The sequence below is a fragment of the Fischerella sp. PCC 9605 genome (assembly GCF_000517105.1).
Classification (GTDB): Bacteria; Cyanobacteriota; Cyanobacteriia; order Cyanobacteriales; family Nostocaceae; genus PCC9605.
The window spans coordinates 98,713-121,644 of record NZ_KI912154.1 but is presented as its reverse complement, the minus strand read 5'-3'; the positions used below and the strand labels follow the sequence as shown (position 1 = coordinate 121,644).

The 22,932-nt window shown below is 44.2% G+C and carries 18 protein-coding genes and 1 other annotated feature; of the genes, 8 read left to right on the top strand and 10 right to left on the bottom strand.

Translation table 11 applies throughout. The annotated features are described in order from the left end of the window. On the top strand, positions 1-223 hold a 223-nt coding region (locus FIS9605_RS45900; RefSeq protein ID WP_231510597.1), incomplete at its 5' end, for a hypothetical protein. A gap of 145 nt (positions 224-368) precedes the next feature. Here FIS9605_RS45900 and FIS9605_RS0134565 read toward each other — a convergent pair. Beyond that, entirely contained in the window at positions 369-797 is a 429-nt protein-coding gene (locus FIS9605_RS0134565; RefSeq protein WP_026736554.1) for a Fur family transcriptional regulator, read from the bottom strand. A gap of 378 nt (positions 798-1,175) precedes the next feature. Between FIS9605_RS0134565 and FIS9605_RS0134560 the strand changes: the two genes are divergently transcribed. The 4 genes from FIS9605_RS0134560 to FIS9605_RS0134545 all read left to right on the top strand — a co-directional run bounded on the left by FIS9605_RS0134560 (position 1,176) and on the right by FIS9605_RS0134545 (position 4,187). Continuing rightward, positions 1,176-1,853, top strand: a complete 678-nt coding sequence (locus FIS9605_RS0134560; protein WP_026736553.1) for a Dps family protein — start codon at positions 1,176-1,178, stop codon at positions 1,851-1,853. A 210-nt stretch (positions 1,854-2,063) separates the two neighbouring features. Continuing rightward, a complete protein-coding gene (locus tag FIS9605_RS0134555) occupies positions 2,064-2,429 on the top strand; it encodes a Rieske (2Fe-2S) protein (RefSeq protein ID WP_026736552.1) in 366 nt (121 codons plus the stop codon). 61 nt (positions 2,430-2,490) lie between these two features. Beyond that, positions 2,491-3,435, top strand: coding sequence for a pentapeptide repeat-containing protein (locus FIS9605_RS0134550; RefSeq protein ID WP_026736551.1), 945 nt, complete (start codon positions 2,491-2,493; stop codon positions 3,433-3,435). A 146-nt stretch (positions 3,436-3,581) separates the two neighbouring features. Then, positions 3,582-4,187, top strand: coding sequence for a protoglobin domain-containing protein (locus FIS9605_RS0134545; protein ID WP_026736550.1), 606 nt, complete (start codon positions 3,582-3,584; stop codon positions 4,185-4,187). Positions 4,188-4,197: 10 nt separating this feature from the next. Here the strand turns inward: FIS9605_RS0134545 and FIS9605_RS0134540 are convergent, their stop codons facing one another. The 3 genes from FIS9605_RS0134540 to FIS9605_RS0134530 all read right to left on the bottom strand — a co-directional run bounded on the left by FIS9605_RS0134540 (position 4,198) and on the right by FIS9605_RS0134530 (position 7,743). Then, a complete protein-coding gene (locus tag FIS9605_RS0134540) occupies positions 4,198-5,397 on the bottom strand; it encodes an MFS transporter (protein ID WP_026736549.1) in 1,200 nt (399 codons plus the stop codon). Between the two features lie 238 nt (positions 5,398-5,635). Beyond that, positions 5,636-6,349 carry a serine O-acetyltransferase gene (gene cysE, locus FIS9605_RS0134535; RefSeq protein ID WP_026736548.1) on the bottom strand — a complete coding sequence of 238 codons (714 nt, stop codon included), beginning with the start codon at positions 6,347-6,349 and terminating at the stop codon, positions 5,636-5,638. Between the two features lie 179 nt (positions 6,350-6,528). Further along, the gene (locus FIS9605_RS0134530; RefSeq protein ID WP_026736547.1) at positions 6,529-7,743 is read right to left on the bottom strand and encodes a DUF790 family protein; all 1,215 of its coding nucleotides are present in this window, start codon (positions 7,741-7,743) and stop codon (positions 6,529-6,531) included. Between the two features lie 500 nt (positions 7,744-8,243). Between FIS9605_RS0134530 and FIS9605_RS0134525 the strand changes: the two genes are divergently transcribed. Continuing rightward, entirely contained in the window at positions 8,244-8,849 is a 606-nt protein-coding gene (locus tag FIS9605_RS0134525; protein ID WP_026736546.1) for a hypothetical protein, read from the top strand. A 189-nt stretch (positions 8,850-9,038) separates the two neighbouring features. Further along, a complete protein-coding gene (gene cax, locus FIS9605_RS0134520) occupies positions 9,039-10,157 on the top strand; it encodes a calcium/proton exchanger (RefSeq protein ID WP_026736545.1) in 1,119 nt (372 codons plus the stop codon). A gap of 141 nt (positions 10,158-10,298) precedes the next feature. Here cax and FIS9605_RS0134515 read toward each other — a convergent pair whose 3' ends face one another. Then, the gene (locus FIS9605_RS0134515) at positions 10,299-11,732 is read right to left on the bottom strand and encodes a carotenoid oxygenase family protein (RefSeq protein ID WP_026736544.1); all 1,434 of its coding nucleotides are present in this window, start codon (positions 11,730-11,732) and stop codon (positions 10,299-10,301) included. A 36-nt stretch (positions 11,733-11,768) separates the two neighbouring features. On the opposite strand from FIS9605_RS0134515, the gene FIS9605_RS0134510 reads away from it, so the two are divergent. Continuing rightward, positions 11,769-13,109 carry an alkaline phosphatase gene (locus FIS9605_RS0134510; RefSeq protein WP_026736543.1) on the top strand — a complete coding sequence of 447 codons (1,341 nt, stop codon included), beginning with the start codon at positions 11,769-11,771 and terminating at the stop codon, positions 13,107-13,109. Positions 13,110-13,500: 391 nt separating this feature from the next. On the opposite strand, the gene FIS9605_RS0134505 is transcribed toward FIS9605_RS0134510, so the two are convergent. The 5 genes from FIS9605_RS0134505 to hrmK form a co-directional block, all read right to left on the bottom strand. Beyond that, positions 13,501-14,337, bottom strand: coding sequence for a COP23 domain-containing protein (locus tag FIS9605_RS0134505; RefSeq protein WP_026736542.1), 837 nt, complete (start codon positions 14,335-14,337; stop codon positions 13,501-13,503). Between the two features lie 93 nt (positions 14,338-14,430). Beyond that, positions 14,431-15,999, bottom strand: a complete 1,569-nt coding sequence (locus tag FIS9605_RS0134500; protein WP_026736541.1) for a M48 family metallopeptidase — start codon at positions 15,997-15,999, stop codon at positions 14,431-14,433. 192 nt (positions 16,000-16,191) lie between these two features. Beyond that, positions 16,192-19,476, bottom strand: a complete 3,285-nt coding sequence (gene ileS, locus FIS9605_RS0134495) for an isoleucine--tRNA ligase (protein WP_026736540.1) — start codon at positions 19,474-19,476, stop codon at positions 16,192-16,194. Between the two features lie 72 nt (positions 19,477-19,548). Then, positions 19,549-19,824 (bottom strand) — a binding site (T-box leader). A gap of 204 nt (positions 19,825-20,028) precedes the next feature. After that, complete coding sequence (gene larE / locus FIS9605_RS0134490; RefSeq protein WP_026736539.1) at positions 20,029-20,856, bottom strand: ATP-dependent sacrificial sulfur transferase LarE; 828 nt, start codon at positions 20,854-20,856, stop codon at positions 20,029-20,031. A 139-nt stretch (positions 20,857-20,995) separates the two neighbouring features. Then, positions 20,996-22,837, bottom strand: a complete 1,842-nt coding sequence (gene hrmK, locus FIS9605_RS0134485; RefSeq protein WP_026736538.1) for a hybrid histidine kinase/response regulator HrmK — start codon at positions 22,835-22,837, stop codon at positions 20,996-20,998. Positions 22,838-22,932 lie beyond the last annotated feature (95 nt).

Below are 22,932 nucleotides of genomic sequence, written 5' to 3'. Positions count from 1 at the left end.
ATTCGTCCCAAAAGCAGAGGAATACCGGAGACTAAGTAGTCAGGTAGAACAATTACAGAAGGAACTAGAAAAATCAGAATCTGAAATCATATGGCTGCAATCAGACGTAAATAAACGAGAACAGGAGGTTAAACAACTGAAATGTAAACTCAGCCGCAAAACTTATACAATTAGTACATTTTTGAATTTAGATTCAGATGAACCTTGCAGCTTCGAGGGTTAAATTTTGTTAATTCTCTGTACTAAACCACAGGGGTACGTATACTAGAGAATTATTCAGCCTGTGGCTGTATCTATTATTAAATTGCTTATATTTCAACTCGTAGAAGACAGAACCCAGCAAAATTAATGCGATAGACCACTAGTATTTAAATACTTTTTTGGGGCTTATGTGCAAAAAATTCAATCCGATAGTCGCTGACCTTAAGACCAACCTGCGCTTCTACAGCAGCAATAACCTCTTGAGGAAGCGTTACCATCACATCAATGACTTGTCCAGTATCCACACAGTGCACATGGGAGTGGCAAAGGGTGGGATGGCTGTAAAGACAACCTTCTGCCTTTTCAATGCGCTCAATTGCCCCAGCCTTGACCAATATATCTAAATTTTGATAAACCGATGTATAACCAATTTTCTTGCCTTGTTGACGCAGGCGATGGTAAATAGTGCCCGCAGTTAGATGCTCATTAGTATCCCACAGTAGTTTAAGGATGAACTGGCGTTGCTTGCTTAAGCGCATTCCCCGTTCACGGCAAAACTCTAGAGCATCCTCGTATGATTTAGGTTGAGGAGCCATAGGATTAAGCTCCTAGAGTAATTTTCCAGGGATAGTTATATGTTACACAAAATCAGCCCACAATGCGTATCTGGTATGAGTTTATGTTGTAATGTAACAGATTGAAATTAAAGCCATACTCATATCGACTATGAATAATTATAAACACTGATGATACTTTGCACTTGATTCTTACAAAATTGAAGTAGGCGACATTTTGGAGAAAGTGATTTACCTGATGTTGCACAACCAGAGCATATAGTTTTTCTATGTAACCTGGAGTTTGCCACTCTGAGGACAACAGTGTGTGGAGAGGGGTTACGGAAATGATATTCACCGCGTCAGCAGTTTAATTAATTTCGTTTAAAAACGGACTTTGAAAAAATAAGGAGGTCCACCATGGCTAAAGTTGCAATGCAGATGGTGGAGCAGGCCGGGATAGATGTGAAGGAACTCGTGGAAAAGCTAGTCCGGGCAGCAGCAGCAGAGTTTACAACGTACTACTATTACACAATCCTGCGAGCCAATGCTATTGGCTTTGAAGGTGAGGGATTGAAGGAAATTATTGAGGATGCTCGACTAGAAGACCGCAATCACTTCGAGGCTTTAGTTCCGCGTATCTACGAGTTAGGGGGCGAGTTGCCGCGAGATATCCGTGACTTCTCTAATGTAGCTGCTTGTCCTGATGCTTACCTGCCAGAACGTGGTCGTGGCAGTGAAACTTCCTCTGCGCGAGTTGGCTTTACCGGTGGCGGAACTGAGGAGGCAAAGGAAGCAGTCTCAGAGGTTAAGCAGGGAGTCGAACAAGGTGATATTAGACCAATGCTACAGGTATTGGTAGAAGCTGAGCGCTGTGCGATCCGGGTTTATACCGACATCTGCAACATGACCTTCGGCAAAGACCATCGTACCTATGAACTGTCCCTAGCTATCCTGAATGAAGAGATAGAGCACGAAGCTTGGTTTAGCGAGTTTCTAGGTGAAGGCCCCTCTGGGCACTTCCGTCGGTCTGCGCCAGGTGAATCACCCTACACCTCCCGCTTCTTGGTAGTGCCTAACGGACATAACGGCAAGTGATACCATGTAGCTAACATTCGTACAAACAAAGTTTGGACAAGGAGACAAGATAACACGGAGACACAGGGACACGGAGAATTTAGCTCAAACACTCTCCACGTCACCGCTCTTCTCCCACTTCCTCATAGCCCCCATTTCCCCCTCTCCTTGTCCTCTTCCTCTCAGAAAGACACTTGGCATGAGGAAGCAGTTATGTTGGAGTAAGAAGTTGTGTGCTATGTAACAGTGGCAAGGGTTGAGGAGCTTCCACCAGGACATACACTGATGGTAGAGGTGGGGTCATGCTTGATTCTGCTTGTGAATGACCAAGGAGAGTTCTACGCCTTACAGGGTCTGTGCGGACACCAGAACTTGCCACTAGCGGGAGGTAAGGTCTGGCAAGGAGTAGTGGATTGCCCTTGGCATCATTTTCAGTATGATATCCGTACAGGGGAAAATCTCTACCCCAAACGTATCTACCCGCTAAATGCTCTCCCCAAACTACGTGAGCAGGTTTCCCCCCTACGTACCTATCCTGTGCGAGTAGTCAATGAACAAGTGCAGGTGGGCGTGCCGGAAAGCTGTGAGCTAGGGTAGGAAATAGCCGATCTGGGGTGGAAGTCTACAAGCCCAGAGGTAACGTTGAGAGGCAAATCATATGAACGCCGAAGATCTCCTGAGGCGTTATGCAGTAGGAGAAAGAGATTTTCATACCGCAGATCTAAGTGGAGCATACCTGCGGGAAGTAGATCTAAGTGGGATAGTTCTGAAAAAGGCAATCTTGTGTGAAGTAGACCTAAGTGGAACAAACCTAGTCGGGGCAGATCTAAATGGAGTAGTTCTGAAGCAAGCTAACCTAAATGGAACACGTCTAAATGGAGCGCATTTGATTGGGGCAGACTTATATGAGGCAAACCTAACCAATGCAGATCTAAATGGGGTTATTTTGTGGAGAGCTGCTTTAAAGAAAGCGATTTTGTGTCAGGCTGACCTGAGTAGGGCAAATCTGGATGAAGCGAATATTAGTGGGGGAAACTTAAGTCGAGCAAACTTAAGGGGAGCAAAGCTGAGCAAAGCAAACTTGAGTGAGACAAATCTAACCGAGGCAAACCTTAATAGGGCAACTCTGATTGAGACAAAACTGATTCTGGCAGACTTGCGCGGAGCAAATCTGGAGTTTGTAGAACTGACTAAAGCAAACCTCACAGGGGCAGACTTAAGTCGGGCAAATCTGGAGGGTGCCAACTTGAGTGAAGCAAACCTCAGTCGGGTAAATTTGAGTGGAGCGAATCTAACTGGAGTAAATTTGCACAAAGCAAATTTAATTGAAGCGAAATTGATTTTGACTGGTCTGCGCGGGGCAAACTTGGAACAGGCAGAACTGACTAAGGCAAACTTAACTGAGGCAGATCTAAGTTGGGCACGCTTGGATGGTGCAAACCTGAGTGGAGCATACCTGCGCCGGGCAATTCTCACAGATGTAGATCTGGATTCAGCAATCTTGCGCGGTGCAGACTTAGCTGAGGCAAAGCTGGGTCAAGTCAAGATGAATCACGTAGACCTGAGTTGGGTAACAATGCCTGATGGAACAGTCCGCTTGTGAGCTAAGCTTAACAAGCTTTGCGTAATTTTTTAAACGCAGAGGGGCGCAGAGTTTTTCTAAATTTAATTTCGTTACGAATTGGTGCAATGTTGTACTTCGTTTCTGCTTAATTTTAACTCAATCAACTGTTCATGGAGGTCATGACAATGCACAGCACGCAACAAGAGAGTATCCCTGGATATACTTTCAAGACCCCAGCTGTTGCTACTGCTCCTATCAGCATGGAGGATCTGCAACTCCTCAAACAAACAGTTCTATTTACTGAGGAGGATGAAAAGTATCTGCGTCAGGCAGGTGAAGTTTTGGCCGACCAAACCAGTGACATATTGGATGTGTGGTATAACTTTGTAGGCTCTCATGAGCATCTGCTCTATTACTTCACTAGTGTCAATGGTCAGCGCCATCCCAACACTGAATATTTAGCTGCTGTTCGCAAGCGTTTTGAGCAGTGGATTCTGGATACCTGCAACCGTCCATACGATCAAGATTGGCTAAATTATCAGTTTGAGATCGGTTTGCGTCATCATCGAACAAAGAAGAACCAAACCGATCAAGTTCAATCTGTGCCAATCATTAATTTCCGCTACCTGGTCGCCTTCATCTACCCAATGACAGCGACAATTAAGCCCTTCCTTGCCAAGAAAGGTCACAGTCCTGACGAGGTAGATAAGATGTATCAAGCCTGGTTTAAGTCGGTAGTCCTGCAAGTGACTCTGTGGTGTTATCCTTATGTGAAGGATGGCGACTTCTAGAAAAGTTTTGTCAACTCCTGTTTAGTGGCGGCGATCGCTCTACCAACCAACGGTGCAAAACCACCATGATCGCTACTAAAGGAATCATCAAAACTGGAATAATTCCCAAACCAGCACGGGCAGCAACAGCACCAACCCCGGCGGGAATTCCCGCAGCCCCCAAACTAGCAACGCTGGTCATAAAACCAATTCCCGCTGGCACAATTGCAGTAGGTATGCGTTGCGGCATTAACCAAATTGTTAGTGGGAAAATGGGAGCTAAAGCAAAGCCAATTATTGGTAAACTCAGTAATTGCCTGGGTAGCAACCACCAAGCGATTAAACCTACCCCTAGTAACAGCAAAGCACTATCTAAAGTACGGATGGCACCGAGATACTTGACCACACGCCCCGTAGCTAAACGTCCCAAAGTTAGTCCCAGCCAATAGGCGCTGACGCTGTAACCTGCAAGTATTTCCGGCGTCCCTCGACTCAGTGTCTGGACGCTGTAAGCCCAATTACCGACTGAAGCCTCTACCCCTACGTACACTAGCAATAACAATCCTGCGATCAATACTGCAGGTGTTCTCAAGGCTATACGTAGGTTTGCTGTAGCACTTGTGTCCATAATACTAGTCCGCTTGGTAAGTGGTCTGTAGTTATACACAACTGCCCAGAGCATCCCCAGCACTGTCAAACCAACAATGGTAGCGATCGCCAAATAAACACCTCGCCAATTTACGTTCATTGTTAGCAGGGTTGTAGCAACAGCAGGCCCTAGCAATGCACCAATGCCGTAAAAAGCGTGCAGTAAACCCATTAAGTCGGCATTACCTTGATGGTTGGCAATGTAAGTATTAATACCAGCATCAATCAAGCCTATTCCCAAACCGAGGAATGTACCTGCTGCAACCATTAATAACCAGTAGGGAGAAAGAGCGTAAGTAATGAGGGCGCAAGTGAGGCAAAAAGACGCCAGCAATAACATTCGCGCCAACCCAATCCGGCTACCGATCAGACTGCTAGTCAGTGCAGCAAATACATAGCCAGAAACTTGGCTGAGAAAAAGTAAGGTAATGGTTGCAGAAGTCAGATTGAATGTTGCCTGAATCGAGGGGATTAAAACACCCAAACCTCCCTCAGCGATGCCAATTGCAATAAAAGCATAGAAAGATAAAGCGACTCCAATCCAGGTTCGATTGTTTAAACGCGATCGCAATTTGGACGACATAATGCTGATGTTGCTCGTCCTACTTATTTTAGGAATGACAGCACTTGGGCGACATCATCCTGTTGTGTGTGCAATGCTCTTGTACTAAGTAAAAATATCTATAAAGGCAAAGCATTTGTATATATATCTTGACATCAAAACTGAATGTACTAGTACAAATGCTTTGCCCCTACCCAATGACGAATGACAAATGACAAATGACAACCCTCACGAGTTAACTTTATTCGTGTCGATCTACCTAAATTCCAGATCCATCTAGGAAATCTTCAATTACCGAATCCCCATTGCATCTAGTTCCTTTGCTAACTCGGTTGACAGACAGATGTAAATTACCTTCTAACTGAGAGACTTGTTCTTCTAGTTCCTTCAGACGTTCAAATAAAGCTCGAATTGCCTCAGCTTCTACATCTCGCAGTTGATTGTGAGCCAAAACATCTCCTTTTACTTTATCCTGACGAGTGATGCGTCCGGGAATTCCGACTACGGTAGTATCGCTAGGTACATCGCGCAGCACTACCGAACCTGCGCCTATGCGGACATTATTTCCAATGTGAATATTGCCCAATACCTTCGCACCTGCTCCCACAACTACATTATTGCCTAAAGTAGGATGGCGTTTGCCGCTTTCTTTTCCGGTTCCGCCGAGGGTGACACCTTGATAAATCAGAGCATAATCACCTACTATTGCTGTCTCACCAATCACCACTCCCATACCGTGGTCGATGAATACACCTCGCCCAATCTTTGCTCCTGGGTGAATTTCAATGCCAGTAAAAAACCTACTTATTTGGGAAATGAAGCGAGGTATAAACGGAATCTTCCTTTGATAAAGCCAGTGGGCGATGCGATGGAATAGTAAGGCTTGAAGTCCGGGATAGCAAAACACGACCTCCAGCCAATTACGGGCTGCGGGGTCACGTTCGTAAATCGTTCGCAAATCTGTTAGCAGCATACTCAATTCTCAAGTTTTCGGAATTTGTACCTGACGCAGAACCCCAGCCTTTCATGGTTAGGTAAGATTCCCCAAAAATTAGGGGCGATCACTCTGAGTGTAGTGAAGCTAGCGCCATCCGCCCCGAAAATATGATCTTAGCAGAATCGAATTACCGATAATTGTGACATACGAGCTAATTATTCCATAACTGCTAACACGGATTTCGGCAACAATTTATCTTTAAACCAAACAATTCTTGCAGGAACATCGTTTAATTTGACACCCGCTTTATCTAAATTCAAACGTTCAGAAATTGCCAAAATCAAATTATGACATTGAGCACGTCGCACTTGGGCAAACTTTTTTTGTAAATATTCTGGTCGCCAATAACCGATGATTTCTAATAAAAAACTGCGTCCATCAGGGTGGACTAAGCGAAAATCAGGAATCATCACGCTACCGGGGATGGGAATTAAATCAACTTCTCGTTCTAACACCCAGTCAGTTTTGAGTGCATCCCATTTATCAGCAAATGATGCTTCCAACATGCTATCGTAAGGCTTACCTGGTGGGTAGTGAGTTACCAAACCGCATTCCGAATTAAGTGTGAAACGTCCACTTTTCCAAGTCTCTGTATAAAAATCACGAACTTGTAGTGTCGCTGAAAGACTCCATTTGGTAACGTGAAGTAAGGCAGGGATAAGTTTAGCGATCGCCAAACCATACCGCGTACTCGGATTAAATAAACTCGTCGGCCCATCAATCGTAATTGTAAATCCGTGGTCGGCATCGCCTTCAATATACGCCATCAATTGAAATAATTTGAGATAGCGAAACAACAGCTTATATTCTCCCGGTACATTGCGATGAGCATTCAAAACTAGTTGACTGGCTTTATAAAAAACTCCCTGAACTTGAGATAAATTGTATCGATGTAATAATTCTTCCGGTTTTGGTGCATCAAAAGCAATCAATATTTTATTTTCTGATAAATCAGCATATAATCCATCACGAACTTGCTCTGGTAAAACTTCATGCTCTAGTTCTTGAGTTAATTCATCAGCAATTTTGCTCAATGTAACTTGTGTTAATTCTGGACTAGGAACAGATTTTGCCGCCAAAGCAAACACCCTTTCTCTTAACATTTGGGGTTCGAGTGGACTAACCACCTCAAATGTGCAAAAACTACTTTTGAGAAGATAGGCTAAACCTCGCTTGATTTTATAATCGGGAGTGTCACCTTCCAATTCTAATAACTGACGTTCCAGCGCTCCTTGAGTCTTTCCTACTGTCTCTTGAAAAGAACTAATTAATTCATGTGCTAATCCCAAATGCTTTTCATCAAGCTTCAGTCTTTTGGGGATGATTTCCTCTCCATTTTGGCGATGATGCAGTAGGTCAGATGGTAACATCGTGCTTATAAACTTTTAAAAATAAATTCAGCTAATTTACATAAACTAATTAAAATAATTATACAAATATTTATATAAATAAATAATTAAGTATTTCTATATAGTTTGTCACGGAAAGTACGTCTTTATAAACCACTACAAATAATATACAAGGGTGCGTTACGCTGGCGCTAACACACCCTAATTTTTACATTTTTTGAAGTCGAGCTACTGAATTGGGTCGGGGCGATCGCTAATTCCGTGCGTTTATACAGACTAAACTATTGCACCAATCACCCTTAACTAAACCGTATTACTTTGTAGACTATCTAGAGAAAAGCTTGACTGCGAGTGTCTGCGGGATAAGCGCTGAAGTTGGTTTTTTCTCAACCGCATATTTCGGTTGATCTTACTGGTGTTTTTGTAACATAACTTACTAGCTTTATATTAACAGCTTAGTGTAGAGTTTATACTCTGCTCAATTAAAACAAATGGTTGAAATAACACCCAAGGAAAAAACCATGAAAACAGCAATGATTGGAGCCGCTTTTGCTGTACTCAGCCTGAGTGTTCCCGCACTAGCCGCCACCACCACTAAATACCAAGTCAAGGGAGAAAGTGCTTCTGCTAACTTTTCCCAATATGACGGTTGCAATGAAACCTCTGTTTATGTTTCTGCTTATAGCAACATCACTAAGAGCCAACCTGGCGCTCCAACTTCGCAGAAAGAGGCTTTCGTTTCTTATTCAAACTATAACTACTGCACTGGAGAGGGGTCGTATGGTTATGGCTCTATTACAAACCCAAATTTCACCATCAACAACTCGTTGAGTTCAGCGAGTTTGAATGACACATTTACAGTTTACGATTACTTATCAGGAACTAACAAAACCGTGAATGTGGCATTGACATGGACGGGTACGGGTGACACTTATCGCGGTAATTACCACAGCCACAACCAAGGGCCAGGCTACATATACAAATATCGTGGTGTCGGTGCTTGGCGTGATGCACAGGTTTCGGGTAGCGTCACTTTGGATGGCACAAACCTGATTGCAAATCTGCCCTTAAGCTATGCTCAATTAGGCTCGTCAAACAGCGGTTCTTTAGAAATTATCAAAAAATAGACGTAGATAAATAATAGTCATAGAAGGTTGGGTTGAGGAATCTAAACCCAACCTTTTGCACAACTATTAATTATGGGTTGCTAATGGTATAGAGCCTACTGCGGATAGTGCTGTTTGTCCCAGAGATATTGTAAAGTGTCGTCTGTACTGTAATATCTGCCAGACAGACAACATTAGGCCTATACACCTATGGCAACCATAGCTAAAATACAACCTAAAAACCTGATTTCAATAGGTTTGCTAGTCTTCATCCCGATCGCCATTGCAGCAGAGAAACTGGAGTGGGGAGCATTGACAGTATTTGTACTTTCGGCGATCGCGATCGTTCCCCTAGCAATCTGGCTAAGCACGGCGACTGAGGAAATTGCCGTGGTTTTGGGGCCCGCCATTGGAGGTTTGTTAAACGCAGTCTTCGGTAATGCCACCGAGTTGATCATTGCCCTAGTAGCTTTGAAAGAAGGCTTAGTGGACATCGTCAAAGCCAGCATCACCGGGTCAATTATCGCTAATCTGCTACTAGTGATGGGGCTATCCATGCTGCTGGGAGGATTGCGTTACAAAGAGCAGGATTTTCAGCCGATGGTTGCCCGAGTAAATGGTTCGACGATGACACTGGCAGTAATTGCGATTGTGCTACCTGCCACGGTGATCACCACATCTAATGTAGTCGAGCAAAGCGCGATTAACAAGCTGTCGATTTTTGTGGCGATCGTTCTGATCGCAGTCTACGCTTTTACGCTGCTGTTTTCATTGAAGACTCACAGTTATCTCTACGATGTCAGTGTTGTCGAACTAGAAGGTAATGTTTCTCAGGACGAAGCAGGAGAACAAGGTGAACACGGAAAACCAAACTTATGGTTTTGGATTGGCATCTTGCTTGTAGCAACGATTGGTATAGCGTTTGTGTCCGAGATTTTTGTTGGTGCGGTCGAAGAAGCAACCAAGGGATTAGGACTCACACCTCTGTTTACCGGGGTAATTTTGTTACCACTGGTTGGTGGTGCAGCCGAATACGTCACCGCCGTCCGAGTGGCGATCAAAAACAATATGGATTTGTCTGTCTCTGTGGCAATGGGGTCAAGTCTACTGGTTGCCTTGCTGGTTGCACCCATCCTAGTGCTAGTAGGGCAGGTGATTGGACAACCAATGGATTTGAACTTTAACATGTTTGAGGTGATAGCAGTCATCATCGCCGTGGTCATTGCCAACCTGATTAGTTTGGATGGTCGTTCTAACTGGCTGGAAGGAATGCTGCTGCTAGCAACCTACGCTATCCTAGGGGCTGCCTTCTACTTTCATCCAGTTTGATGGGCAAAGTATTGTTCTTCTTGGTGTCTTAGTGTCTTTGTGGTTTAAAAAAGATTTTTTCACCACCAAGACACAAAGACACAAAGGTAAAAATAACTCAACTCAGATCGCACTCTACTGACTAAAATTCGAGAACGAGTGTCAAGCAGGTTTCCAAGTGCCGTGGAAACTAGGAGGAATCACGCTAGGTAATTCGAGTTTACACACAGGTTCTTCGTTTAACCTAAGCGCGTCAAATACCCAAACTTCACTGCGATGGGAATTACCATCGTACACAACTGTTATCACCCAAGCTTTTTCTGGGTTTTCAGCATCTGGGGCATAAATTGGTTCAGAAGCATAGCGGTTTTCGCCCAAGTCTGCTTCGGTGAGAGTTTCGGTTTGGTAGTCGTAGCAGGCGATCGCATTTAATAATTCTCGACTAATATCTGTCCCTTGCCGGAAACTCGACATATAAGTGTATCTAAAAGCTTGTCCCACGTTTTGAGGTGGTACGCTGGGAAACTCACAATGGCGGTCTAGTATTTGCTGAATGTTTGTGACTTCACCAGTTTGAGGATTTATATGTATTCGTGATAGCGTACTCTTAGCAGCAGTGTGAGTTTCACCAAACCCTACTTCCTTGAGGTACTGGTTTGTTTGAAAGTCTTCATAGCGGGCAATATCTACAATTACCGTACCGCTAGCATCGACGTAACCGTTGCCAAAATGCCACTGAAACCAAGGTTCTGTTTCCCCACGGCTGACCAAATTCAAGGTTTGGCGGTCAATGACTAAAATTTGCGTTCCCTTGCTGGGTTGCCATGCCATAGCATCGCTGAAAGAACTAAACCCAGTCAAAGCCGGAAGCAAATTCAGCCGCACTGGAGGAATGCAAAATACTAGATATTGTCCTGCCAAGACAAAATCATGCACTAGTGGTAAGCCATCAAGTTTATGTGCTGCTTTTTGTACTATTTTGCCAGTGGTATCGCTTTTGTAAATATACAAGGTGGGACTGAAACCGAGAGCAATGCCAAAGTTAAAAATCTCTCCTGTCTGCGGATCGCGTTTGTAGTGCGCGGAATAAGCTAAGCCGTCAGTTAATCCTCCTAAATCATCTTCGCCCCAAGTTTCCAGATTTTGCAAATCGAGGGCATAGGGTTTACCGCCTTCCCACAGTGCTAAGAGTTTATCTGGGAGTGCTAGTACGCTGGTGTTAGCAACATTCTTGACTGGTTTAAACCATTTATTCCAAATTGCCCCCGGTGCAGTCATGCCATAGTTACCGTACAGCAGTTGATTGGCTGCTGCTTCTTCTTTGTAACCAGCGGTTTGCACGAAGCGATAAACGCCTGTAGCCCCTGTATCAGTAAAATGAACTGCCAGAATCGCACCATCTCCATCAAACCAGTGTCCCATATGCATACCACCGCGTTCTAAGCGTGCGGGGCCATTGCGGTAAAGTGTGCCGCGTAAACCGGGGGGTATTTGCCCAGAGATAACAGGTAGGGGAGTAGCAGGAAATTCTTGGGCGGGTTGGGCGATCGCACCAGCCCAAGCGTTTTTTCTTAACTTTTCTTTAATTGTAGACATGGAAAATTGACCATTATCTTTGTGTTAAATCCAAAAATGCTCAAGAAATTTAATACTAAAGTTATTGTTATCGCGGTTACTGTCCTAGTAGCTATACTAGCCTGTACCTCACAAAACCCGGGTAACACCAACTCACGCCAAGGTAATGTCATATTTATTCATCCCGATGGTACAAGTGCATCCCACTGGGGTGCGGCGCGGATGCTCTACCTTGGCCCCGATGGTAGACTCAACTGGGATAAGATGTCGAACCTTGCTGTTTACTTGGGACATATGAAAAACCAACTCACCGCCACTTCTAACGCTGGTGCGGTGACTCATGCTACGGGAGTGAAGGTGAATGCAGATTCCTTTGGTTTGGATGAATCTTTTCAACCAGTGGTGGCATTTTCTGGTCAATCAAAGACGATTATGGAAGAAGCGATCGCGGCTCGTAAAGGAACGGCTATCATCAATTCTGGCATGATTCATGAACCGGGAACGGGGGCATTTGTAGCCAAAGCAGGAAATCGCCGCCAATTTGCAGAAATCACCAAGCAAATTGTTCTGTCTGGGGTGGATGTAATTATGGGGGGTGGAGAGATGTGGTATCTTCCGAAAGGGACAGCAGGAAGACACGCCACCGCCGAACAAAGTCAACGCCAAGATGGTATAAATCTGATAGAAGAAGCTAAAAGTAAAGGTTACACCGTAGTTTATACTCGTGATGAACTCCTGAAGTTGCCAGCAAATACTAAGAAAGTGCTGGGCATTTTTGCTGCTGATGACACTTATAACGACGCACCGGAAGAGGAATTGAAAAAGCAGAATTTGCCCTTGTACGTTCCCACTGCACCAACAGTTGCCGAGATGCTAGAAGCAACGTTAAAAATTGTCTCGCAGAATTCAAATGGTTTCTTTATCGTTTTGGAAGAAGAAGGTAGCGATAACTTCTGCAATTTTAATCATGCTGCTGGTTGTATTGAAGCAGTTAAACACGCAGACGATGCTGTGGGTGTGGCGATGAAATTTATTGAGAAAAACCCAAATATTCTAATGGTGACAGCCGCAGATAGCGATGCGGGAGGGTTGGAAGTAGTGGGAGTGACAGAGGCAGATTTTCCGTTAGATAAACCTTTGCCGGAAAAAGGTGAGAATGGCGCACCTTGGGATGGTAAGGAAGGAACTGCAACTTTGCCCTTTGTTTCCGCGCCAGATCGACAAGGTAAACGCTTTCCTTTTGCGATCGCCTGGGCTGGTTTAGGTGATTTTACTGGGTCTATTGTTTCTAAAGCACATGGCTTAAATGCAGTTTTGCTACCTAATACTGTGGATAATACTGATATTTATCAATTAATCTACCGCACGCTCTTTGGCAAAGAAGTGCCACAAAAATAAGCTAAACCCACACTAGTGCAAGGCTTTATGAACGACATTTTTTCTAACTGGCAGGAATGGCTAACTACGTTGAGCTACTTAGGTTTCACAGTTTTGATTGTGTGGTTTGTCTTTACTACCCAAAACAGATGAAAGGAGAAAATTTATGAATTATCAATGATGAATTATGAATTTTTCATAATTCATCATTGATAATTCATTATTTTTGACGGTTCTAGTTTATACTTTTGCTTAATGAGTAGATAAAATAAAAGCGCCAGTGAATACGGTGCAAAACCTGGCGCTAGTGTTATCGGTTATTCGGATGCATCATTTTAAGCAAAGTGCTGAGTAATACGCTAGGGGGTCAGACCCCTCATAGTGGGGCAGGTTTTCAAACCTGCCTCTACTATTAGCGAAATTTATTGGGATTTAAACGAGTAGCAGATTCAGGCTTAGACTGGGGTTGAGACTTAGGACTAATTGCCACGCCTTTCTTCAATTCGCTGCCAGTGCCACCATCTTTAGCATCTAGGAAAGGTTTGAGGTTGATTGGGTTCTTAGATGTGCTGGTGGTACGATTATTGCTATTGCTACCACCCAAAATTGTTCTACCCATGTTGTATATCTGCTCGATTCCGCTACCATTATTACTACTGGTATAAGTGTTGACGCCTATGGTTTGCTCTCCACTATCAGCGGCGATGAGATTTTGAAAAACGCTATTGCGTACATTATAAGGGTCGTATCCAGGAGGTACTGTCAGTACAATTCGACAGGACGGGTTCGCCTCGCTAGTCACGCAGAGAGTGTTGTATCCATTCTCTGTGGCTGTGCGGAGTTCGATTAAGCCGTCTGGACGATAAGTTTCCAAGCGCTGGGCAATTGTTGCACAGCGTTTGTATTCATCCCAACCACCACCCAATCTCTTAGGAGTTGCCCAAGGAAAGTACCGCCCTGGTTGACTTTCTGGTTGGTACATCACGGTGTACTGTCCGTCGTAATTCTCACAAACAAACCGCGTTGCACTGGTAACTGTTGTTGAGGAATTGTTTGTGCTTGTTGTTCTACCGTTTGTGGTTGTTGATGTTCTGGTTGTGCTTCTGGTTGTGCTTGATGTGCCGTTATCTGGTACTGTTGGTACGACAACATCACCAGATCTATTTTGTGCCAAAACTGCGGAATTACCCACAAATAAGGATAAACCGAGACTGCTCAATAAAAGAAATTTTAGGGTTCGTGATGACATAAATCATCCTCACATGGGAGGGAGATGTAGAGACGCGCCATGGCGCGTCTGGGAGTTGCTAATTTTAGTGACGAAAGATTTATTATTTTTGATTCAGCGATCGCGTGTATTTTTTTCTTTCCGTTCTTTTTCCTCTTTGAGAATCTGTTTTGCCTTGGCTTGTATTTCTGCGTGTCGTGTTACTCCCTCATAGGCGTAGCGATTGTAATTGCTGCGCGTAATTAATTCTTCCAGATATTCCACTCGTTCATCGCTACCTGGGTGAGACGATAACCAAGCGGGAGGAGAGTATTTCTGTTGTTTTTCCAGTGTCATCATCAAGTTATACAAACCATCGGCAGCGTAACCATTAGCCACGATCAGGCGTGTACCAAGATTATCTGCTTGACGTTCCATGTCGCGGCTGTAGCTAAATGTAAATAATTGACCGAGGGTACCACCTAAGGGAAGATACTGAGTGAGATTACCAATGAGGTTCCCTTGCGTAACTAGTTGAAAGCCGTGGGAGAGCAATACGTGGGATAATTCATGAGCAAGTAATCCAGCTAATTCTGCTTCGGAGTTAGTTTTAGCGATCGCCCCTGCATGGACAAAGATTTTGCCCCCTGGTAGCGCAAAGGCATTGAGGCTTTCTTCCGGAATCACAAAAAACTCGTATTTAAACTCACCCCTTCCGCCGACTTTCGCCAATTTCTGTCCAATTTCATTGACATATGCGACAACCTGCGGATCTTCAACTAATTTCAGTTGCTTTTTGGCCTGTTTTGCTACCGACTCACCCACAGCTTTTTCACCCTGTAGCAGCATCAAGGTGGAATCTAGGGCAGAAAAAGGGCCAACAAGACTACCAGTAAGCGCGTATCCTAAAGCACCAGTGATAATATTAGCGATCGTATTGCCTCTGACTTCCGATCGGATATGAGATTTATAACGTTTGAGATTTTCTTCTGCCAGTTTATTAAACTCAGTCGCTTGCGGATCGTTAGGATTGAGAATCGCAAATTGCCGCGCGGCGAGGGATGCTTCCATCCATTTTTTAGTGTCTGCTAATGCTGTAACTTTTGCTTTGATTAAATCTGCCTGATTGGGATAAAGCGTAGCAGCACGCTCTAAAACATTCAATGCTTTTTTATTATCACCGTATTTTTGCAGAATCTCAGCATATTTAATATGACCAGGAATAAATTCTGGATACTGTTCAACCAACAGATCTAATGGAACTAAAGTTCTAGTTTGGAGCTTACTAATGATACCTGCTTGTGCCTCTCGCCAGTATACTTTACCACCTGGGGATAGTTGGGCTGGATCTGCGATCGCAGGTTTGATTTGTGGTAACTCAGATACTTTTGCAAATGGTTTTTTGACTTCGCGATATATTTTCTGTGCAGCTGCGTAATCTCCTGCCAAGTAAAGCTTGTCAGCTTCCATTAATTTTTGCTGACGGGCGATTTCTTCAGGGGTTGGTGGGGGTTCTGCTGCTGACTCTGGCTTGGTAGTTTCAGTTGGTTGTGAAGAGGGTTTTTTATCAGTTTCGATCGCAACTGCGGGTTCCTGTGCAGTAGTGGGTGCGATCGGCTGCGTTAGGATAATCGCAATAGATGTCCCTAATGCCAACATTACCCAACTAAAGGCAAGGAATAGTGACTTCCAGCGTCGCTTCATGGAGAACTTCCTCTGCAAACAGTTCTTTTCTCAATTTATGAGGTATTGTTAACAATCGCCTATAGCGATCGCACCTGTTTTACAAGATACCTAACCAATCTTCACAGAGTCACTTTCCAAAAAATACTTGGTGTCTTTGTGCCTTGGTGGTTAAAAAAATCTTGAACCACCAAGACTCCAAGACACAAAGAGTCAGATAATTTCTATAGTCTTGAGGCTGATGATTAATGGTGTACCATTGACATCTATTTGCTGATGATAGTAAGCGTTCTCAAGTTCTTCAAAGTAAATCTCAACAGCGAGTACTTCGTTCTTCACTAATTCGAGATGTACATTCAGGGACTCTAACAGATCTCCTGATGTCTTCACTCCCAATTCAATCCGTTCGGAAACTTCCAAACCTGCCTGCTTCCGCGCATTTTGTAGTAGGCGGATGGCGTCTCGAACGAGTCCTTCTTGAATCAATTCTTTTGTGAGTTGAGTGTTTAGCGCCACTAAATAGCCGTATTCTTCGAGTGCTACATAGTTCTTTGGACTTTGAGCTTCAATGAGAAATGCTTCCGGTTCAAAGTGATAGAGTTCTCCATCCAGTTCGATCGCAGTTTCTTTCCCGTCACGGATGTTATCGACAATTTCACGAGTGTCAAGGGTTGCAAGTGCTTTCCTCAACTTGGGTAACTTTTTACCAAGGCGCTTACCCAGAAGTGGTAAATTGGGTTTGACGGTGTAATCTACAAAATCTGCTGTCACATCTAGGTAAGTTACCGATCTAACGTTGAGTTCCTCTTTAAGTTGGTCTTCTAAGCACTTCAATCCTAAAAGTTCTGCCTCACTCTGAACCCGCACTAACATTTCCGGAAGGGGTTGACGTGTTTTCACTCCAGCCATCGCGCGGGTAGCACGTCCCAACTCGACAATTCGCATCAGCGTACTCATGTCACGCATTGCTGATTCGTCAATCAAGGCAGCATCCCATTGAGGCCAGCTTGCTAAATGCACTGACTCTGGCTCGTTCGGAAAGATACTCAGCACTAAGTTTTGATAGATGTGTTCGCTGATAAAGGTTGCCATTGGAGCCATTAGCTTAGCGACTGTCACTAAGGAGTCATAAAGGGTCTTGTATGCTGAGAGTTTGTCGCGATCGCTAGTAGATTTCCAAAATCGGCGGCGATTGCGGCGCACATACCAGTTTGAGAGGTCGTTCACCACAAAATCGCGGATCGTTCGACTAGCAGTTGTGGGATCGTAGGCATCGAGTTTGTCTGTGACATCCCGCACAAGTGCATTGGTTTTGGATACTAACCAGCGATCTATGGCAGGACGTTCTGTCACCGCAATTTCCCGAGTCAAATCGGGTTTGTCAAGATTTGCGTAGAGGACTAGGAAACTGTAGGTGTTCCAAAGTGTCATCAAGAAGTCGCGCAAGGTGTCTTCAACCAATGCTTGCGAAAAGCGCTTGGTACTGTCGGGAGGGCTAGAACTATAGAGATACCAGCGTAGGGCGTCTGCTCCTTGAGCATTTAATACAGTCCAAGGATCAACTACATTGCCCTTTGACTTGGACATCTTCTCGCCCTTTTCATCAACAATGTGTTCGAGTACGATCGCGTTTTTGAAGGCTGGAGAATCCTGTTTGATCTGAGACAAAGCACCCGATTCTCGATCTAGACTGCCAGTATCTGTGAGTAGGGTTGCCAAAGCGTGCAGACTGTAAAACCAACCGCGCGTCTGGTCAATTGCCTCGCAAATATAGTCTGCTGGGAAACTTTCAGCCAGCATGTTTTGATTCTCAAAGGGATAGTGCCACTGTGCGTAGGGCATTGCGCCTGACTCAAACCAGACATCTATGGTATAGGGAACACGTTTGAAGCACTTGCCGTTCTTCTCAAAGGTAATTTCGTCGATGTAAGGACGATGCAAATCTAACTCAGACAGATCGCGTCCCGCCAGCGCTTCTAACTCTCTGAGACTGCCAATACAGAGAGACTCGCTTTCATCTTCACTAACCCAGATGGGTAACGGTGCGCCCCAATACCGTTCGCGTGAGAGTGCCCAATCAATGTTGTTCAACAGCCAATTACCGAATCGACCATCCCGGATGTATTCTGGATGCCAAGCGATTTTGTTATTGTTTTCAATCAGCTTGTCTTTGACTGCTGTCGTGCGGATGTACCAGCTTTTTTTGGCGTAGTTAATCAGCGGCGTTCCATCGCGGTAGTTGAAGGGATAGGTATGTCGGATAGTTGTTTTTCGGTAGAGCAAACCCAACTCTTGCAAATCCCGAGCAATTTGCTCATCGGCATCCTTAAAGAATACTCCGGTATAAGAACTTTCAGGCGCATCGACTGGCTTCACTTCGGGATATACCTTACCCAACAAATCAACAGAGAAAAGCATTGGCAGGTTGTGCTTGCGTCCTAGCTCAAGGTCTCCATATGCGGTCGCAATATGCAAAACCCCTGTCCCGTCGCTAATGGTGACTTGCTCGTCGATAACCACACGGAAGCCCCTAGAAAGGTCTTCCCCCTCTGGAACGCGACCTTGCAAGATGGGATCGTAGCCTAGGTCAACCAACGCTTCACCAGTAAAGGTCTTCAGTGTCCGGTAATTGCCTTCACCGAACACATCGTTAGCGCGATCGCAAGCTAGGATGTAGAGGTCTTTTCGATCCCGCTCGCGATCGCTAGCCGAAGCCTCAAATAGACCATAGGTTGCATCGCTTCTCACCGCTAGGGCGACATTCGCGGCGAGCGTCCACGGTGTCGTAGTCCAAGCCAAGATATATACGGGACGTTCTCTAGATTCAAGAATGTCGCGCTCTATCAGTTGGGTAAGGTGGGCTGGGAATTTGGGGTATACGGAGGGATCTTCCACATTCTCGCGATACCCTTGCGCCACTTCATGGTCTGAGAGACTGGTATTGTTGCGGGGACAGTGCCAGGTGGTGCGATAATCTTCAAACAGAAGACCGCGTTCCCACAGCGATTTCATCAACCACCAACAGGATTCAATGTAGCTGTTGGAGTAGGTGATGTAAGCATTTTCTAAGTCGAGCCAGTAGCCAATGCGTTCAGTTAGAGCATTCCAATCCTGGATGTATTCAAAGACCGATCGCTTGCAGAGTTCATTGAATTTAGCGATACCAAAAGCTTCAATGTCAGACTTTTTGGTAAAGCCTAACTTCTTTTCAACACCAAGCTCGACGGGCAATCCATGCGTATCCCATCCGCCTTTGCGTTGGACTCGGTACCCTTGCATGGTTTTATAGCGGGGAAACAGATCCTTGTAAGCACGGGAGATGACATGATGCACACCCGGCTTGCCATTGGCAGTTGGCGGGCCTTCATAGAAGACAAAATTTCCTTTGGGAGCCTGTTTGTCTACTGACTTATGGAAAATATGGCGCTTTTTCCAAAAGTCGATGATTTCTCGCTCTAAGTCTGGAAAGCGAACCGCTTGTTGAACTTCTCTAAACATAGTTGACCGCACTCACGAGCGACTATCCGAACCGGACGTTCAGCATTCATATCCTGGTTCATAATTCCTCTGCATTGGGACGCTGAGGTGAGCGCGGTACCACCCAATTTCACTAGAGCCTTACGACTCTAGACTCTATCGCTACTCCCAACCGGGAAGAGCGACCCGCTATAACGCGCGGAGCGCGGCTCTGTCTACTCAAAGCATTTGGTGTGTCCGCCTGGAAATGCTTTTTTCGGAGAGCAGCTCAGGGAGGATTTTCGTCTCTACCGTATGATCAGGCTCACACCGTCCCTGACTCGCTCTTGCACCGACTTAGAGATTACTCGTTCCCATCATTGCTTTTATTGTTAGGTCGTTATGCCGAGCACAACATATGTCCAATTCTGACACAAAGTTAGTGGGTTGTGTTCTAAAAGATTTAGGACTGCTTTGCGTAAAAGAGTAATGGTTTGAAACGCAGAGGGGCGCAGAGTTTTGGTGCAAAAATTTCGCAGGGGAACATCTCTTTTAAAATGGTTGGGCAATTTTGCTCGGCAATTATTGTATAAATTAATTGGTAATTAAGGTTTTTTGATTTAATACCCGATTCAATTTGCCGCTACGATATCCTTCTAAATCGAGGGTTACGTAGATAAAACCAAATTCTTGAAATGTGGAAACTACTGAGTTTATGTCAGTATTCAATACAAAATTTTGAATTTGTTCTGGTGGCAATTCAATTCGGGCTGTGTCACCTTCCGAACGTACGCGCAAATTCTGCCAACCCAATTTACGTAGGTAAATTTCTGCTCTACCTACGCGCTGCAACTTGGCAACTGTAATTTCTTCACCGTAGGGAAAACGGGAACTGAGACAAGGTTGGGCGGGTTTATTCCACCAAGATAAACCGAGTTGTTGAGACAGTTGACGGACTTCTGCTTTAGTGATACCAACTTCTGCTAATGGCGATCGCGCACCTCTTTCTTTTGCCGCCTGAATTCCTGGGCGATAATCGTGCAAATCATCAGCATTGACTCCGTCTACTACGTAGGGATAACCCATCTCTACAGCTAAGGGTTTGAGGGTATCGTGCAATTCACTTTTACAGAAATAACAGCGGTTGACAGGGTTGGAGGTGTAATTGGGATTTTCCATCTCATGTGTTTCGATGATTTTATGGGGAATCCCAATCGTTGCTGCTTGCAGGGAGGCATCTTCTAATTCTTCTGGTAACAGACTCGGTGAAACAGCTGTCACCGCTAAAGCGCGATCGCCCAAAACATCATAGGCAATTTTAGCAACTAAAGTACTATCAACACCACCGGAGTAAGCAATCAATGCCTGCTCCATTTCTGCAAATATGGCTTTTAGTTGCTCAAGTTTCTCTGTCAGCATCATTTCTACATCTAGCCAAAAACGTACAGCACCCTACAAATTACATTTTAGTTATTGGTTGTTGGTTGTTGGTTGTTGGTTGGTGGTTATTCTCTCACTCCCCCACTCCCCCACTCTCCCCATCACCCCATCTCCCCATTCCCTAAATAGATGCTTTGCAGTATTTTGATACCAAAGTTCCTAACAGTGGCAAATCTATCGGTTTAGCAATATAGTCATTCACTCCTGCTGCTAGACAAGTTTCGCGATCGCCTTTCATTGCCATTGCTGTTTGGACAATAATTGGAATAGTCCGATAATATTTATGTTCTCGTAATTTCTTTACGAGTGCCAAACCGTTCTCATCTGGTAGTTGAACATCCAATAAAATCACTGCTGGCTTTTGCTTGTTTAATAATTTCCACATTTCGGCAGCATTTTTGACCAAATTAACTTGATATCCCAACTTCTCAAGATAAGTTTGCATCAACTGAGCATTAGGTAAATCGTCTTCCACTAACAAAATATTTGGTGATGGGTAATTGGTAATGGGTAATTGGTAATGGGTAATTGGTGATTGGGAGTTAGCCACTTCTCTATCTCCCCATCTCCCCACCTCCCCCTCTCCGGTTCTCCCCACCTCGCCCTCTTCTGCTTGTCTCAGCGGAAGTATGATTGTAAAACGCGAACCAGAATTTAGTTCTGATTCCACTTCTACCCGACCACCATGAAGTTCTGCAAGTTTTCGAGTCACCGCTAACCCCAAACCTGTGCCTTCATCTCGACTAACTACGGCGTTAGCAATTTGGAAATAAGGTTGAAAAAGTTCTGTCTGGTGTTCTTTGGAGATACCAGTACCAGTATCCCAAACTGTAAAATGTATCCAGGAATCATTGGATTTAACTTGTAAGCCAATGATTCCAGTATTTGTAAATTTGAGGGCGTTAAACAGCAAATTCAATAACATTTGCTTGAGTCGCAAGGAATCGGCAATTAAGGTAGTGACATTAGAGTCTATTTCAAGTACCAGTTTCAAACCCTTATTAGCTGCTTTCTCTTTTACCAATATCAAAACATTGCGACACAGAGTTTGCAAATCTACTTTTTCCCATTGCATCTCTAGTTGATTGGCTTCGATTTTGGAGAGATCCAAAATATCATTAATCAAAGCCAACAAATGCTTACCACTAGATTGAATAATGTTTAAATACTCTTGGTGACGTTCTCTAGATGGCTCGTAGCCTTGAGCTAAAAGCAAGTGGGTAAAACCGATAATTGAACTGAGTGGTGTACGGATTTCGTGACTAGTGTTTGCCAAAAACTGGTTTTTGAGTTGATTAGTGCGTTCTAGTTCTTGATTAAAGTTTTCTAAATTTTGACAATGCTGCTGTAAAGATTGTATTCTCCGCAATTGTGTTATGGTTGCAGAACATTGTTGGGCAGCGCGTGCTAACAATTGTGATGTGATTTGAGTGCATACATCTTTAAATAATTCACAACTAGACTCAATGGGTGTTCTAGCAATAATTAACCAGCCGATAATACCGCCTGCACGATCGGTTAACTGCCAAGCATTCGGGGGATCTTGTTTCTCAAGAAACTGTAAATCTTCGATGTCTATTTCTTCTTGTAATCTCAAACGAAGTTTTTTCCCTTTCTTCACTATTGCTTTTAGCAGTGGTGATGGTGAACGTCGAGATGGTGAACTAGAAATAAAACAAACTTTGCTAACTGTTTGCTGTGGTTCTACAAGGGCGATCGCCACCCTACTATTATTTAAAGCACTGTTGAGTTCGTTGACCACTATTTTAAAAATGTCTGCTTCACTTGTCACTGTTTGTTGATTACTAGTCAAACAAACCAGGCAATCATTGAGGCGATTTTGCAACCGACTCAAGCTGCGTTCCAGCCACAACTCAGCCTTAAGTTGCTGAATTGTTGTCAAAACAGTTTGTGTAGCATCTAATTGTGAGTTCTGCTCTGGTAAGCTTGAGTATTGTTGCATGGTCAACTAGACCGCTTCAAAAGTTTAGATTCGTACAGAAGTGCGAATAAGATTCTATGTATATTAACGCACTCCTCTTTCTATATTTATAAACT

Coding starts and splice junctions, on each gene's coding strand:
- larE (WP_026736539.1), bottom strand. CDS start 20,856: ATGATGCTGACAGAGAAACTTGAGCAACTAAAAGCCATATTTGCAGAA.
- FIS9605_RS0134530 (WP_026736547.1), bottom strand. CDS start 7,743: ATGTTACCATCTGACCTACTGCATCATCGCCAAAATGGAGAGGAAATC.
- hrmK (WP_026736538.1), bottom strand. CDS start 22,837: ATGCAACAATACTCAAGCTTACCAGAGCAGAACTCACAATTAGATGCT.
- FIS9605_RS0134525 (WP_026736546.1), top strand. CDS start 8,244: ATGAAAACAGCAATGATTGGAGCCGCTTTTGCTGTACTCAGCCTGAGT.
- ileS (WP_026736540.1), bottom strand. CDS start 19,476: ATGTTTAGAGAAGTTCAACAAGCGGTTCGCTTTCCAGACTTAGAGCGA.
- cysE (WP_026736548.1), bottom strand. CDS start 6,349: ATGCTGCTAACAGATTTGCGAACGATTTACGAACGTGACCCCGCAGCC.
- cax (WP_026736545.1), top strand. CDS start 9,039: ATGGCAACCATAGCTAAAATACAACCTAAAAACCTGATTTCAATAGGT.
- FIS9605_RS0134560 (WP_026736553.1), top strand. CDS start 1,176: ATGGCTAAAGTTGCAATGCAGATGGTGGAGCAGGCCGGGATAGATGTG.
- FIS9605_RS0134540 (WP_026736549.1), bottom strand. CDS start 5,397: ATGTCGTCCAAATTGCGATCGCGTTTAAACAATCGAACCTGGATTGGA.
- FIS9605_RS0134515 (WP_026736544.1), bottom strand. CDS start 11,732: ATGTCTACAATTAAAGAAAAGTTAAGAAAAAACGCTTGGGCTGGTGCG.
- FIS9605_RS0134505 (WP_026736542.1), bottom strand. CDS start 14,337: ATGTCATCACGAACCCTAAAATTTCTTTTATTGAGCAGTCTCGGTTTA.
- FIS9605_RS0134565 (WP_026736554.1), bottom strand. CDS start 797: ATGGCTCCTCAACCTAAATCATACGAGGATGCTCTAGAGTTTTGCCGT.
- FIS9605_RS0134550 (WP_026736551.1), top strand. CDS start 2,491: ATGAACGCCGAAGATCTCCTGAGGCGTTATGCAGTAGGAGAAAGAGAT.
- FIS9605_RS0134500 (WP_026736541.1), bottom strand. CDS start 15,999: ATGAAGCGACGCTGGAAGTCACTATTCCTTGCCTTTAGTTGGGTAATG.
- FIS9605_RS0134510 (WP_026736543.1), top strand. CDS start 11,769: ATGCTCAAGAAATTTAATACTAAAGTTATTGTTATCGCGGTTACTGTC.
- FIS9605_RS0134545 (WP_026736550.1), top strand. CDS start 3,582: ATGCACAGCACGCAACAAGAGAGTATCCCTGGATATACTTTCAAGACC.